The 13,863-nt window shown below is 65.0% G+C and carries 16 protein-coding genes; 12 read left to right on the top strand and 4 right to left on the bottom strand.

Annotation, left to right across the window (positions count from 1 at the left end):
• Nucleotides 1-11: 11 nt before the first annotated feature.
• The 4 genes from VIM61_15855 to VIM61_15840 all read left to right on the top strand — a co-directional run bounded on the left by VIM61_15855 (nucleotide 12) and on the right by VIM61_15840 (nucleotide 4,031).
• Nucleotides 12-383 carry a GxxExxY protein gene (locus VIM61_15855; protein ID HEY8901887.1) on the top strand — a complete coding sequence of 124 codons (372 nt, stop codon included), beginning with the start codon at nucleotides 12-14 and terminating at the stop codon, nucleotides 381-383.
• A gap of 36 nt (nucleotides 384-419) precedes the next feature.
• Entirely contained in the window at nucleotides 420-1,232 is an 813-nt protein-coding gene (locus tag VIM61_15850; protein ID HEY8901886.1) for an ATP-binding cassette domain-containing protein, read from the top strand.
• Between the two features lie 67 nt (nucleotides 1,233-1,299).
• Nucleotides 1,300-1,680, top strand: coding sequence for a BlaI/MecI/CopY family transcriptional regulator (locus tag VIM61_15845; protein ID HEY8901885.1), 381 nt, complete (start codon nucleotides 1,300-1,302; stop codon nucleotides 1,678-1,680).
• Nucleotides 1,677-4,031 carry a penicillin-binding transpeptidase domain-containing protein gene (locus tag VIM61_15840; protein HEY8901884.1) on the top strand — a complete coding sequence of 785 codons (2,355 nt, stop codon included), beginning with the start codon at nucleotides 1,677-1,679 and terminating at the stop codon, nucleotides 4,029-4,031. Before VIM61_15845 ends, VIM61_15840 begins: the two co-directional genes overlap by 4 nt.
• A 28-nt stretch (nucleotides 4,032-4,059) precedes the next feature.
• On the opposite strand, the gene VIM61_15835 is transcribed toward VIM61_15840, so the two are convergent.
• The 3 genes from VIM61_15835 to VIM61_15825 all read right to left on the bottom strand — a co-directional run bounded on the left by VIM61_15835 (nucleotide 4,060) and on the right by VIM61_15825 (nucleotide 5,261).
• Entirely contained in the window at nucleotides 4,060-4,485 is a 426-nt protein-coding gene (locus VIM61_15835; protein HEY8901883.1) for a PIN domain-containing protein, read from the bottom strand.
• A gap of 6 nt (nucleotides 4,486-4,491) precedes the next feature.
• Nucleotides 4,492-4,713 carry a type II toxin-antitoxin system VapB family antitoxin gene (locus tag VIM61_15830; protein HEY8901882.1) on the bottom strand — a complete coding sequence of 74 codons (222 nt, stop codon included), beginning with the start codon at nucleotides 4,711-4,713 and terminating at the stop codon, nucleotides 4,492-4,494.
• 71 nt (nucleotides 4,714-4,784) lie between these two features.
• Entirely contained in the window at nucleotides 4,785-5,261 is a 477-nt protein-coding gene (locus VIM61_15825) for a redoxin domain-containing protein (GenBank protein ID HEY8901881.1), read from the bottom strand.
• Between the two features lie 60 nt (nucleotides 5,262-5,321).
• Here VIM61_15825 and pxpB point away from each other — a divergent pair, with 60 nt between their 5' ends.
• From pxpB to VIM61_15810, 3 genes are read left to right on the top strand one after another with little or no spacing between them, the layout of a single operon-like run.
• Nucleotides 5,322-5,969: a 5-oxoprolinase subunit PxpB gene (gene pxpB, locus VIM61_15820; GenBank protein HEY8901880.1), complete on the top strand. Its 648-nt coding sequence runs from the start codon at nucleotides 5,322-5,324 to the stop codon at nucleotides 5,967-5,969.
• Nucleotides 5,970-5,972: 3 nt separating this feature from the next.
• Nucleotides 5,973-6,821 carry a biotin-dependent carboxyltransferase family protein gene (locus VIM61_15815; protein ID HEY8901879.1) on the top strand — a complete coding sequence of 283 codons (849 nt, stop codon included), beginning with the start codon at nucleotides 5,973-5,975 and terminating at the stop codon, nucleotides 6,819-6,821.
• The gene (locus VIM61_15810; GenBank protein ID HEY8901878.1) at nucleotides 6,809-7,510 is read left to right on the top strand and encodes a 5-oxoprolinase subunit PxpA; all 702 of its coding nucleotides are present in this window, start codon (nucleotides 6,809-6,811) and stop codon (nucleotides 7,508-7,510) included. Before VIM61_15815 ends, VIM61_15810 begins: the two co-directional genes overlap by 13 nt.
• On the opposite strand, the gene VIM61_15805 is transcribed toward VIM61_15810, so the two are convergent.
• Nucleotides 7,437-8,252, bottom strand: a complete 816-nt coding sequence (locus VIM61_15805; protein HEY8901877.1) for a glutamate--tRNA ligase family protein — start codon at nucleotides 8,250-8,252, stop codon at nucleotides 7,437-7,439. The two genes, VIM61_15810 and VIM61_15805, sit on opposite strands and share 74 nt — an antisense overlap.
• A gap of 57 nt (nucleotides 8,253-8,309) precedes the next feature.
• Here VIM61_15805 and VIM61_15800 point away from each other — a divergent pair, with 57 nt between their 5' ends.
• The 5 genes from VIM61_15800 to VIM61_15780 are packed head-to-tail and all read left to right on the top strand — an operon-like array spanning nucleotide 8,310 to nucleotide 13,849.
• Complete coding sequence (locus VIM61_15800; protein HEY8901876.1) at nucleotides 8,310-9,032, top strand: glycosyltransferase family 2 protein; 723 nt, start codon at nucleotides 8,310-8,312, stop codon at nucleotides 9,030-9,032.
• On the top strand, nucleotides 9,029-10,570 hold the full coding sequence (locus VIM61_15795) for a hypothetical protein (protein ID HEY8901875.1): 1,542 nt from the start codon (nucleotides 9,029-9,031) through the stop codon (nucleotides 10,568-10,570). The genes VIM61_15800 and VIM61_15795 overlap by 4 nt, the downstream gene beginning before the upstream one ends.
• A gap of 21 nt (nucleotides 10,571-10,591) precedes the next feature.
• Nucleotides 10,592-12,352: a S8 family serine peptidase gene (locus VIM61_15790; GenBank protein HEY8901874.1), complete on the top strand. Its 1,761-nt coding sequence runs from the start codon at nucleotides 10,592-10,594 to the stop codon at nucleotides 12,350-12,352.
• Nucleotides 12,353-12,362: 10 nt separating this feature from the next.
• Nucleotides 12,363-12,803, top strand: a complete 441-nt coding sequence (locus VIM61_15785) for an EamA family transporter (GenBank protein ID HEY8901873.1) — start codon at nucleotides 12,363-12,365, stop codon at nucleotides 12,801-12,803.
• Complete coding sequence (locus VIM61_15780) at nucleotides 12,803-13,849, top strand: hypothetical protein (protein HEY8901872.1); 1,047 nt, start codon at nucleotides 12,803-12,805, stop codon at nucleotides 13,847-13,849. Before VIM61_15785 ends, VIM61_15780 begins: the two co-directional genes overlap by 1 nt.
• Nucleotides 13,850-13,863: the final 14 nt, after the last annotated feature.

Below are 13,863 nucleotides of genomic sequence, written 5' to 3'. Positions count from 1 at the left end.
AGGCGAATTCGTTGACCGAAGATCTCATCGGCGCAGCGATAGAGGTTCATCGATTGAAAGGGCCGGGATTGATCGAATCGATTTACGAAAAATGCATGCAGCGCGAACTCGAACTCCGCAATCGAGCGGTGCTCAGTCAGCAAGCTGTTCGGGTCGAATACAAAGGCCTCGTATTTGAAGAAGCCCTGAGATTCGATCTTCTCGTTGAAGGATGTGTGCTGCTCGAATTGAAATCCGTCGAGGCGATCGCTCCCATCCATAAGGCGCAGCTTTTAAGCTACATGAAGTTGGTCGATGTGCCGATTGGGTTGTTGATCAACTTTCGAACGGCCAAGCTGGTCGACGGTGTTCACCGCATGATGTTACCCGGAGCGAATGAATAACCTTCTCCGTTTCCTCTGTTCCCTCCTGTAAAACTGATGCTTTCCCTCAAAAACATTCGCAAAACCTTCAACGCCGGCACCGTGAACGAAGTGCGCGCTTTGCAGGGCATCGATCTCGAGGTCGAGGAGGGCTCGTTCGTGCAGCTTCTTGGGATGAACGGTTCGGGCAAGTCCACGCTGCTCAATGCCGTGGCCGGCTCGTTCTACGTCGATTCCGGTTCGCTGCGACTCGCCGGCGTCGACATCACGCGGCTGCCCGAGCATCGGCGCGCCGCGCTGATTGGCCGAGTTTTCCAGAATCCTTTCAGCGGCACCGCGCCGAATCTCTCCATCGCGGAAAACTTCGCCCTCGCCTCGCGCCGCGGGCTCGGCCGCGGGCTGGGCTGGGCGTTGAATCGCCGGCTCATGGACGAGCTGCGGGCCCGCATCGCCACGTTGCGCATGGGGCTCGAGGACCGTCTCGACAACGCCATCGGTTCGCTCTCCGGCGGGCAGCGCCAGGCGCTCACGCTCCTCATGGCGACCTGGCTCAAGCCCAAGCTGCTGCTGCTCGACGAGCACACCGCCGCGCTCGATCCGAAAAGCGCGGACCAGGTGATCCAGCTTACCGAGGAAGTCGTGGGCCGCGAAAAGCTCACGACGCTCATGGTGACGCACTCGATGCAGCAGGCCGTGAATCTCGGCGGCCGCATCGTGATGCTGCACAAAGGACAGGTCGCCCACGACATTCGCGGCGCCGACAAGCGCCGCTTGCGCCCCGAGGACCTCGTGGACCGTTTCCACGAGATCCGCGCCCGAGAACTGCTCGACGAGCGCGCGGCGGAGCTACTGCGTGCCAGTTACATCTAGGCGTATTAGCCTAGTGACTACATTTGTGGTTGACATTGACTACATATGTAGTCATTTGTGCGGCGCTATGAAGAATCCACCGAAAATCTCGGAGTCCGAGTGGAGCGTGATGGAGATTGCATGGGAGTCGGCCCCGGTGGCCGCGGCGGAGATCATCGAACGCCTCGCGCAGCGCATGAAATGGAAGCACCAGACGATCCGCACCCTGCTCGCGCGGCTGGTCAAGAAGGGCGCCCTGGCCTCGAAGCCGGACGGGAATCGCTATCTCTACCATCCGCTCGTCCGGCGCGAGCAGTGCGTCCATAGCGAGAGCGAGTCGTTTCTGAATCGCGTGTTCGGTGGAGCCGGGAAGCCGCTGCTCGTGCACTTCGCGACGAAGGCGGATCTCACAAAGGAGGAGATTCGCGAGTTGAAGCGCATCCTGAGCGAGCGGGAAGGGCAGAAATGAACGCGCTCGTCTCTTGTTTCGACTGGATCATCGAGCGCTCCTGGCAGGCGTCCCTGCTGGTGGGGCTGATCCTGCTGGTGCAGCTGGCCTTGCTCCGATGGCTGCCGGCCGTCTGGCGGCACGCGCTCTGGCTGCCTTTGCTTGCTCTGCTGGTGCTGCCGGCGCTGCCGGAAAGCCGCCTCAGCGTCTTCAACTGGTTCACGCCGGCGCCGCCTGTTTCGATCCCGGAAATTCGGGTCGGTCCCGGCCCGTTCGAGACCTTTCACCCCGAGCCGGAACCCCCGGCGAAAATGGCCGAGGAGACAGGCGTCGTGCCGGTCGCAATCCATTGGAAGGAAGCCTTCGCAGTGATCTGGGGGCTGGTCGCAGTCGTCATGCTGGCCATCCTGGTGCGGGAAAATCGCGAGTTCCGCCGCCGTTTGAAGCGGCTGCGGGAGCCGGAAGACGAACGGCTGCGCGATATGCTGGAGGAGTGCCGCGCCAGGCTGGGAATACGAGCACGGGTAAGATTGGTGCAGATGCCGGGCCAGGAAGGGCCTGCTGTCGCCGGGATGTTCTGTCCACACATGCTGCTGCCGGAGGGGTTTACGCGTGCGTTCGACGACGAAGAAATCCGCCTTATTCTTCTTCATGAGCTGGGCCACTGGGTGCGCGGAGACGTGCATCTCAATATGCTGCTGGCCGTGCTGCGCGCCGTGCATTGGTTCAATCCCGTTCTTTGGTTCGCGTTTCGCCGCATCCGCGCGGACCGGGAGCTGGCCTGCGACGAATGGGTGCTCAAACGGTCGGGCGAAACGCAGCGTGGAACTTATGGCGAGGCCCTGCTGAGGCTGTCGACCGGCTTCACGCCCAGCGGCGCCGAGGCGCTCGGAATCTTCGAGAGCCGGAGCGAGCTGCGCCGCCGTATCCAATGGATCGCCGGATTCTCGACGGGCGCGCGCCGCTGGTGGCGCATCGGGGCGATTCCCGCCGCGGTGCTCGCGGTGACGTTTCTCACGCGCGCGGTCACGCCGGATATCCGGCCCGAGCCCGGCGTCGGCAGGATCGTTGATCGGAACGGCGTGCTGCTGGCGGAGTATTGGCCTCGGGAAAACCAGCGGCCTTTGGCGAGCTACCCGCTGGGGGCTTTTGCGGCGAGCCTGCTTTGGAATCTCGATCGGGATCGCCTGCCCAAGCCAGGGGAAGTGGTGGTGTTGACGATCGATGCGCGGGCGCAGATGGCGGCGGAGGAAGCGTTGCGCAAGGTGGCGCGCGGCGCGGCAGTGATCGTCGATCCCGCGAATGGCGACATTCTCGCAATGGCGTCCGTGCCGTCATTCGATCCGAATCGATTTTTTCCGGCAATCAAGGACGAGGAATGGAAGGCTCTCGTGAACGACGAAACGGCGCCACTGCTGAATCGCGCGGTGAATGGCTACACGCCCGGCTCCGCCTACAAGACGGTGACCGCCCTGGCGGGACTGCGCGCCGGTCTGGGAGACAAGCAATTCTCCTGCGACGGGGGTGTGAGCTATGGGAATGTGTTGATGAAATGCTGGGTCTACGGCAGCGGTCATACCCACGGCACGCTGGGCATGGAGGAGGCGTTGAAAGTTTCGTGCAACCTCTACTTCTACCAATATGGAAACGCGGCGGGGATCGAAACCATGACGGACACGGCCAGGCGGCTCGGCCTTGGCCAAAAGACCGGCGTGCCGATCAGTGGTGAGAATCCCGGCGTGGTTGGCAGTCCGGAATCGCTAGCGAAAATCAACCCCAGGGACAAATGGAGTGCGGGATACACGGCCAATGTCTCCATCGGAATGGGCAACACTCTCGCGTCGCCGCTGCAGCTAGCGATGGTCGCCGCGTCCCTCGCGAACGGCGGCAAGGTTTACCTGCCCCGCCTGATCGAGCGCAGGGAAGCGATGGATCGACCCGCGAAAGTGGAGCCGGCAAAGGTTCGCAACGATCTCGTGGCTGACGCAGGCATTGCGCCGAATGACATCGAGCGAGTGCGGCGCGGCATGTGGCGGGCGGTCAATGAATCGGGAGGCACCGCCATCAAGGCACGGCTGCCCGGGATGGATGTCGCGGGCAAGACCGGCTCCGCGCAGATTTGGCGGATGGATTCCGCCGGAAATCGAGTCGCCGATATCAACGGCTGGTTTACGGGTTTCGCGACCCGGCAAAAGGACCGATACGCCATTTGCGTGATCGTGCAGGGCGCGAAATCCGGAGGCGGCTCGGCGGCTCCCCTCGCGGCCTGGATGCTTTCCCGGATGGACGCGAGCGAACCGAAATCGCTGGCCCCAGCGAAGGGCAGCTTCGAGCCGGTGGTCAGCATCGCCCCGCCATCGGAGACGAATTAAGGGCGCCCGGAGCAGGGGGCGGGAAGACCTAGCTTTCGTTTTCGGGCACGAACGTGCCGGCGTAGCCGGGCTGATAGAGGCGCAGGCCGGTGATCTCGGCGATGCGGGAGAAATGACCGTCGAGCGTGTAGAGGCGGACGTTGTCGTGCAGGGCGAGCGCGGCGATGACGACATCGAGCCAGGGCACGGTGAGCCCTTGGTCGCGCAGCTTCCAGGCAAGGGAAATGGAACGGTCCCAGTCCGCCTCCGCGCAGGCGCGGTAGGGCACCACGGAAAAATGCCGGCCGAGCCGGGCCCGCTCCTCGCTTCGGGCCCCGCCGAGCACTTCGAGCCGCACCGGAGAGCACCACTGCGCCTCGTAGGCATCCAGCAGCCCCTCGATGGCGAGCTTCACTTCGAGTTGTCCCTTGCGGCGGAACGCCTCGATCCACGCCGACGAATCCACCAGCACCATGACGCTCTATTCCGGGCGCAGCGGCGGCACGGGATTGGCGGAGTCGCCGGGCTCGGGATCGGGGTAATCGAAAGCACCCTCCCGGATCAGCCGCCCGAACTCCCGCGCCCGGGCCCGCCGCACGAACTCCGTGAGAGCCTTGGCCATGGCGGGACTTTTGTTCTTCTCCCCGGTCAAGGCCATGACCTCCTCCAACGTCGAATCGTCGATGTCCACGCTGATTCTCATTCCTCAATAATAGAGGATAAATGATTCATTTCAAATTAAAAAATGAATCATTTTGACGGATCTCGAGGAGCTTAAAGCGCTTTCAATGCCGCTTCGATCTTCTCGAAGCTCGGCAGCTCCTTCGGCGTGGGCGTCTGCTCGCTGTAGACGATCGTGCCTTCCTTGTTGATCACGAAGGCGGCGCGGGCCGAGGTGTCGCCGATGCCGGCGAGATTCGGGAAAAGCACGTCGTAGGCGTTCGTCACCGTCTTGTTGAGATCGCTGGCGAGCGGGATGGTGATGTGTTCCTTCTTTGCCCAGGCGTCCTGCGCGAACGGCGTATCCACGCTGATGCCGATGACCTTGGCGTTGAGATCCGCGTATTTGCCGAGGCCGCCGGAGACTTCGCAGAGTTCGGCGGTGCAGACGCTCGTGAAGGCGGCAGGGACGAAGAGCAGCACGACGTTCGATTCCGCGAGACTGGCGCTCAGCGAAAGATCCGCGAGGCCGTCGGGGGTCATGGTCTTGAGGGTGAAATCCGGAGCCTTGGTGCCGATAGGAAGAGCCATGGACGCGACTTCAATCGGGAATGATTGGTCTCGCAAGGCGAATCTGGTTTGCTCGCCGGCATGAAGTGGATGCCCCTCGGCCCCCGGGCCGCGCTCATCGAGTTTGCGGAGGCGGACGCCGCCGCGACCAAGGCGCGGGGTCGAGCCATCCAACGCCGGCTGGAGCAGGGCGATCCGGCTGAGTTTGCGGATTTCTCCATCGCGTTCGACAAGGTGCTCCTCGAGTTCTCGAATGGCGACGATCCGGAAGAACTCGCAAGGCGCTGGGCGCGGGAGTTCGAGGCCCTGGAGCCGTTGCCTGCGCGGGAGGCGCGCCGGCACGAGATCCCCGTGCGCTACGACGGCGAGGACCTGGCCGAGCTGGCTGCGCGGTGCGAACTGAGCGTGGAGGAGGTCGTCGAGCGGCATGCAACGCCGGTTTACGATGTCGCGCTGCTCGGGTTTGCGCCCGGGTTTCCCTATCTGGACGGACTCGATCCCCGGTTGCACACGCCACGCCGCGCAAATCCCCGGCCGCGCGTGCCTGTGGGATCGGTGGCGATCGGCGGCAGTCACACCGGCATCTACAGCATCGAAAGCCCGGGCGGCTGGCACCTGATCGGGCGCACCGACGTGCGGCTGTTCGACCCCGCGCGGCGCGAGCCGGACGACGAGGCGATGTTTCTGCTGCGGGCCGGCGACCAGGTGAAATTCGTGCCGGTCGACTGAGCCATGGAGGTGCTGGAGATCATCAAAACGGGCCTCGGCGCGAGTCTGCAGGATCTCGGCCGGCGCGGCTGGAAACGCTTCGGCGTGCCGCCCAGTGGCGTGATGGACCCTCACGCGGCCGCATGGGCGAACCGCCTCGTCGGCAATCCGGAAAGCGCTCCGGTGCTGGAGCTGCTGATGCAGGGCGCGGAGTTTCATGTGCTGAAGACGCGGCGATTTGCCGTCGCTGGAGCGGAGGCGGGCGCGGTGGTGCCGGCGTGGTGCGCGCGCACGCTGGAGGCTGGCGAGCGGCTGGCTTTTCCCCGGAATCAATCCGGCCTCTGGACGTATCTCGCGGTCGAGGGCGGCTTTGCCGGCGAATGCCTGCTCGGCAGCGTGAGCGCGTATCCGCGAGGTGGGATCGGACGGGACCTGATGTCCGGCGACCGGCTCGGGGCGAACGGCGAGGCTACCGGTGCAAGGATCGGCGACGCGTGGGTGTATTGGAGCGAGCGGCGGAATTATGCCGACCCACCGCCGATGCGCGTGTGGCCCGGGCCGCAGTGGGAAGGGTTCGACGGCATGGAGCGGGCCGGATTTTTCAGCGCGGACTGGGAGGTCTCGAACCGCAGCGACCGCGTGGGTTACCGGCTGGAAGGCGCGCGGATGAATGCTCCGGCCGGCGAACTGCGCAGCGAGCCGGTGCTTGTCGGCTCGATCCAGGTGCCTCCGAATGGCCAGCCGATCGTGACGATGCGCGACGGACCGACCGTGGGCGGCTATCCGAAAATCGGCATCGTCGACGGAGAGTCGCTTTCCTGGCTGGCACAATGCCGGCCGGGCGTGCGATTCCGCATGGTATGCGCGCAATGACGTTGAATGCCGATCTCGGAGAGGACGAGTCGATGGCCCGCACCCGGGCGCTGCTGGGGCTCGTGGACCTTGCGAATATCGCCTGTGGTGGCCATGCCGGCACGGCGGCCTCGATGTATCTCGTGATCGAGCGAGCGCGGGCGGAGGGCGTGAAGGTTGGTGCTCACCCCGGTCTCGCCGGGGAGTTTGGCCGCGGAGAGGCGGATGTGACGCCCGAGGCGCTGGCGCTGCTGCTCGTGCAGCAGGTGGGCGGGTTTGCCGCGATGTGCCGGACGGCCGGCGCGAAATTGCACCACGTGAAGCTCCACGGTGCGCTGTATCACGCGGTGGAGAGGTCTTCCACGCTGGCGCAGGTCTACGTGGAGACCATCGGAGGAATTTTTCCACGGACGGCGATTGTCGCGCAAGCCGGTGGGCGGGTGGTCGCCACTGCGCGAACGGCGGGAGTGCGCGCCCTGGCGGAGGTGTTCGCCGAGCGCGGCTATCGGCCGGATGGGTCGCTCGTTCCGCGGGGCGAACCTGGCGATCTGATTCTCGATCCGCGCGAGGTTGCGAGTCGCGTGCCGGGATTGCGGGGCGATACGATCTGCGTGCACGCGGACTCGCCCAACGCCCTCAGGATTGCGCGGGCGGTGCGACGGGTAATCGATGGGGATCGCAGCCGGCCTCGCGCAGGGCGCGCAGGCTGAGGGCCGCGTCGCGCTTGGCGAGCCGGCGCCCGGAGGCGTCGCGCACGAGCGGACAATGGAAGAAGGCCGGCGGCGTTGCGCCGAGGGCTCGGTAAATCAGCATCTGACGGGCGGTGGAGGTAAGGAGGTCTTCGCCGCGGACGACTTCGGTGATTCCCATCGCGATGTCATCGGCGACCACGGCGAGTTCGTAGGCGGGCACATCGTCGCGGCGCCAGATCACGAAATCGCCGAAATCGCGGCCGGCGACGCGCTCGGTGGGGCCGCACCGGCCATCGACGAAGGCCATCGTCTCGCCATCCGGCACGCGGAAGCGCCAGTTCGTGCCAGCGGGGTGTTCCCAGGCCAGCGCGTCGGCGGCGGGACGGCGCCATTCGGTCGGAAAGATCGGTTCTTCTTCGTGAGGAGCGGTGGCCGCCTGCTCGACGTCGCGACGGGAATGCGGGGAGGGATAGATGAACCCGCCGTCGCGCAGCTGTCGCCATGCCTCGAGGAAGACCTCCCGGCGTTGACTCTGAAAAATCGGACCTTCGTCGCAGGAGAGGCCGAGCCACGCGAGGTCCTCGAGACAGGCGGCGGTGAATTCCGGCCGGCAGCGGGGAGGGTCCAGATCCTCCACGCGCAGGATGAGGTGTCCGCCAGCGGCGCGAGCCCGGTCGTGGGCGAGGCGGAACGTTCCGGCGTGGCCCGCGTGCAGCAGGCCGGTCGGGGTGGGGGCGATGCGGCCGCGGTAATTACTCATTTGTCATGAGACGCAATTTGCAAAATCACGAAAACCCCTCCAATCTCCGGGGTTCCGATGCCAGATTCCGATCCCGAGCCCCGCTGTGTCAGCGTCGTGATTCCGCTTTTCAACGAGGCTGCCACGCTGCCCCGGGTGGTCGGTGCGGTGCTGAGGCAGCCCTGCGTGGCGCAGGTCGTGATCGTGGACGATTGCTCGACCGATGCCTCGCACGCGGCGGCGCAGGCCCTCGCGGCGGAGGACTCCCGCATCACGGTGCTGCGGCATGAACGCAATGCCGGCAAGGGCGCCGCCGTGCGCTCCGGCCTGGCCAAAGCGGAGGCGGACATCGTGCTGATCCAGGATGCCGACCTGGAATACGATCCCGCGGATTATCCGCGCCTGATCCGGCCGATTCTCGACGATCACGCGGACGTGGTGTTCGGCTCGCGCTTCATCGGCTCCGAGGCGCATCGCGTGCTCTATTTCTGGCATTCGCTGGGGAACAATGTGCTCACGCTGTTCTCGAACATGGTGACGAACCTGAATCTTACCGACATGGAGTGCTGCTACAAAGTGTTTCGCCGGCCGGTGATCGATCGATTCACGATCGAGGAGAACCGCTTTGGTCTCGAGCCGGAGATTACGGCCAAGGTCGCCCGCCTCGGCGTGCGCATCTACGAGGTAAGCGTGAGCTACCGGGGCCGCACCTACGCCGAGGGCAAGAAAATCGGCTGGAAGGACGGCGTGCGCGCGCTCGTGGCGATCGTGAAATACGGGTTCGCGAGCCCTTCGCGATGAGCGCGATCTCCCGGTTCTGGCAACGGCATCCGCTCCTGCGGGACGCCCTGCTATGGGCCATTCCGGCGCTGCTTTTCGGCGCCGCGCTCCGACTCATCCTGCTTCATTACTCGCCCTACGCCTATTGGGGCAGCGATTCGCGGAGCTATTTCGGCTTCACGAATGGCGCGCTCACCGAGGGGTATTTCAGTCTCAACGAGAAGCGGCGATACCTCTACCCGCTCTTTCTGTTGCCGATCACGATCCTTCCCGGCTCGGCGCTGCGCGCGGTTGCGTGGATCCAGGCTGGCCTGGGCCTCGCGACGGTCGTGGCCTTCGCGTATTTCGTGCGGCGCATCTTCGCGGGGTGGAAGGTGCTGCTCGTGCCGCTCACCGTGCTCTACGCCGGCCTGCCGGTCTTCCTGTGGTATGAGCACGAGCTCATCGCCGACACGATCTACTTCGATTGCGTGGTGTGGGCGATGGCGGGCTGGGCGGCGTGGGTGAGCCAGGCAGACCTCGCGCGAGCGCGGCGGCTGTGGTGGGCGTTCTTCGTGCCGCTCGCGATCATGGTGCTCACGAAGCCGTCGGTGAAATTCTTCTGGCCCGGCATCGCGATCGCGCTGGTGATCGTGGCGGCGTGGCGCGTGCTGCGCTGGCGGGAATGGGTCGCGCTCGCGGCACTGTTTTTCGCGGGCCTGACGGTGGGCGACGACGACCAGAGCGCGTGGCTGCTTTACACGACGGTCTTCCCGCTCACGCAGGTCGACACGCCGAAGCACGCCGAATACAAGGCGCAGATTCGCGACCTTGTGCTCGAAAAGCGAGCGCGGCTCGATTTTTACAACGACGAGGACGATCAGGTGCACGACTTCCTCCGCGAGCCGGAGAATCATCCCGAGCGGCCGCTCTGGAAGGCGCTCGCGAAGGACGATGCCGCGCTGAACCGCCTCTACCACGACCTCGCTTTCGAGGCGATCCGCGCCCGGCCGGATTTGTTTCTCTACATCGGGCTGAAGCGGCTGGCGGGCTCGGCGAACATGGATGACTTCAAGGACGACCGGTTCGACGCCACGTATTTCGGCGATCGTTTCACCGAGCAGCTGGCCCGCGCGCGCAATCCCCAGAGCATGGTGAAACTCGCGTTCGGCCTGCCCAAGGACGCTCCATTGCCGGACGCCGCGACCTTCCGCAGCTGGATCTCGCCGCATCCGGACTCGGCTGCCGCGGGCTGGCTGAAGAACTACGTGCGCACTTACAGCGCCGGCGGAGAATTGATCACCCGGCCGGAGGCGTCGGGCTGGTCGCTCGCGCAATGCCGGCTGACTCCGGTGGGCTGGCTGACCGTGGTCGGCGGTCTGCTCGCGCTTTTCCCGCCCTATCTGCGGCCGCTCGGCGGCTGGGTCGTGCTGATGAGCGGCGCCTTGCTCGCGACCTACCTCGTAGGCATCGAGCACACGCGGTATTTCGCGCCGGCCTGGCCGCTCGTGCTGCTCGCCCTTGGCGTGGTGCTCGACTGGCCGATCCGATTGTTCCATAAAGTCCGCACGGCGAACTGACGCCGTGACGTGATGGAGGTTGTGGTGCGTTCTTTCCGGGCTCGCTTGCTGGCGACGACGCTCGCCATTGCGGCGGCGGTTGCCGGCGATCCGGCCCGGGCGATCATCAGCTCGCCCTACGACAGCAGCAGCGGCTTCACGGCCCCGCAGGTCATCAATGACCTCGTTGGCGCGAACATCTTCTACGACGCCGGCTATCTCGGGACGCACGTCGTCATCGCCAATGTCGAGGCTGGCCACGTCTGGAGTGGTCACGATGTCTTCGACCGCTCGTTCTTTGGCCTGCCGAACGCGCCTTCGGTGCTCGTTAACGCGGCGCGGGATCCCGTCACGGCCCCCGATCTCGGCGACATCGACTACCACGCAACGATGGTCGGCAACGTCCTCGCCGGCACGGCGGATGATGGCGCCGGCAACCTCTCGCTCTTCGGCGCGGGCATCGCGCCGCTGGCGACGCTGTGGTCCGGCGCGATCGCGACGTCCTTCGACCACACTCCGGAAAATATCGGCTCCTTCGAGATTTCGGACGAATCGTTTCTCACGCCCTATCGCGCGTTTTTCGAGGGCTCGGTCGGTGGGAAGGCCGATGTCATCAACAGCAGCTGGGGCTTCGCGGACCCCGCCGCCACGTCGAAGGAGAATCGCATCCTCGACGCGCTCTCGGCGGCGAATCCCACGGTGACCTTCGTGCGAGCTGCGGGCAACGAAGGGCCGACCGTCGCGCCGGGCACGGGCTTCAACGGAATCACCGTCGGTTCGCTCGGCGGCGCCGCGGACGCCGTGCCCTTCCGGCGGCCGTCGGATTTCTCCTCCGGCGCCGCGGCGGATTTTTACAATCCCGCGACCGGGGTTACGCTCACCGGCGTGCGCGCGGCCGTCTCGATCGCCGCGCCGGGCGAGGATTTCGCGCTCGCGGCCTACCTCGGGAAGACGGGCTCGCTCGCGGAATACTGGGACACCGCAAATCCGGCGACGGATCTGTTTTTCGTGGAGGCATCCGGCACGAGTTTCGCCTCCCCGGTGGTGGCCGGCGGGGTGGCCCTGCTCAAGGACGTCTCCTACGGCGGCGTCTATCTTGTCGGCCAGTCCGAGGCGCGCGATACACGGGTGATCAAGTCCGTCCTGATGGCGGCCGCAGCCGAAACGGTCGGCTGGGATAACGGCCTGCACGAGGTCGACGGCGAGCTGATCACGACGCAATCGCTCGATGCCAAGGTCGGTGCCGGGGCGATGGATCTCGCGAACGCGGCTGCGATCTACGTGGGCGGAACAACCGACGTCGCCGGGCTCGGCGGCGGCGTGATCGCCCTCGAGGGCTGGGACATCGGCGCCGTGGCAAAGGGCGGCGCGAACTCCTACCTCTTCGACCTGGCGTTCGACGAGCCGGTCGTCCTGACCGTGTCGCTCAACTGGTTCGTGAACGAGACTTTCGACGCTCTCAACCTGATCCCGCTCTCCGGAAGTTTTGCGAATCTCGACCTGAGCGTGTGGACCGTGGTCGACGGCGCGTTCGTCGAGCCTGTGGCGAGTTCGGAGAGTCTTTACAACAACTCGGAATTCCTGCGCTTCGGCCTTGGCGTCGGCACCTATGGGCTGCGGGTGACTTTCGACGACGTCATTTACGATTTGCCCGGCACGCTCACGAGCGAGACTTACGGACTGGCCTGGACGGTGACCGCGGTGCCCGAGCCTGGCGAATGGGGCGCGGCGCTGGGTGCCGTGCTGCTGGTGATCGTGCTTGCGCGACGGAGACGGCTTTCCAACCGCCGCCGCGCCAGCTAGCGTCGCGGCCATGTGGTTCGTCTACGCATTGTCGGCTGCGGTGATCTGGGGAATCAGCTACGCGGCGAGCGGTCGCGCCATCGAGCGCGGAGTTTCTCCCATCGTCTTCTTCACGCTCTACGCGGTGGTCGGCGCGCTGATGGGATTCGGCGCGCTCGCGGCCTCGGGCAGGCTCGCCACGTTTCCGGACGAGATCCGCGGCATCGGCAAGGACTGGGTGTGGCTCGTCATTGCGGTGATCACCTCCGGCGTTGGCGCGCTCCTCATCTACATGGCGATCGGCGAGAAAAACGCGACGGTCGCCTCGCTGATCGAGATTTCGTATCCGCTCTTCGTTGCATTCTTCGCGTGGCTCTTCTTCCGCGAGACGCAGTTCAATGCCGCCACCGTCCTTGGCGCGGTGCTGATTATTTCCGGAGTCGGCGTGGTCTTTCTCGGAAATCGGCATTGATGCGCGTCCTCGTCCTGTTGGGCTGCTGGCTGCTGTTTGCGGGCGCCGCGTTGGCGGAGTTCGTGCCCGATCCCGCGCGTCGCATGGTGGACCTGCCGCCGGATCGCCACGGTCCCGTGCCCGTGCTGGTCGACTACTTCCTGCTCGACGTCACTTCCGTGAACGGCGCGGAAGAGACATTCGGCGCCTCGCTGTATTTCGACGTGAAATGGCGCGACTCCCGCATGGCCTTCGATGCGAAGGCGTTTGGCGCCGACCGCGCGCTCTACACCGGCGCAAAGGCCCAGGAGCAGCTTGCGGAGATGTGGACGCCCGCCGTCACCGTCTCGAACCTCTCGGGCGATCCGCAGATCGAGGCGGAATCCCTCACGATCTACGCCGACGGCCAGGTCGAATACGAGGTGCGCCTCACCGCGAACTTCAGCTCGCCGATGGAACTCAGCCGGTTCCCGTTCGACCGCCAGCGGCTCTCGGTGAAACTCGAGAGTTTCCTCTGGAATGCCAGCGAAGTGCAGCTCGTGGCCGTCGAGAATCCGCGGCACGTGAACGAGAAACTGGAAATCAGCGGCTGGCTGCTCGACCACTCTTCGCCCGTGACCTCCCGCGTCGCCGAGGAGCGCTATGTCACGGGCGACAACTACTCGCGCTTCACCTCGACGATCCTCGTGCAGCGCAACCCATGGTTCTACATCTGGGGGATCATCTTTCCGCTCGGCCTGGTCACATTTTTCGCCCTCACCTGTTTTTTCTGGGATCAGGAAACGCTCACCGAGCGGGTCGCCCAGGTGCTCACCTGCCTGCTGACAGTCACGGCGCAAAGTCTCGCGGTGAACGACGACCTCCCGAAGATTTCGTATTTCACCCGCATCGATTACGCGTTCCTGCTCACGTATGTCGTGCTGCTGATCGTCGCGGTGGAAAGCATCTTCGCCAAATATCTCAACGAACGCAGCCATTCGCTGGCAGACCAGATCGACTACCGCTCCGCCTGGATCGTGAGCGTGGCCTACATGGTCGGAATGGCGGTCGTTTTCTGGGTGCCGTAGTGAAAACTGACGCC

The sequence above is a fragment of the Chthoniobacterales bacterium genome (assembly GCA_036569045.1).
Taxonomy (GTDB): Bacteria; Verrucomicrobiota; Verrucomicrobiia; order Chthoniobacterales; family JAATET01; genus JAATET01.
This window is presented reverse-complemented; position numbering and strand designations above follow the sequence as displayed.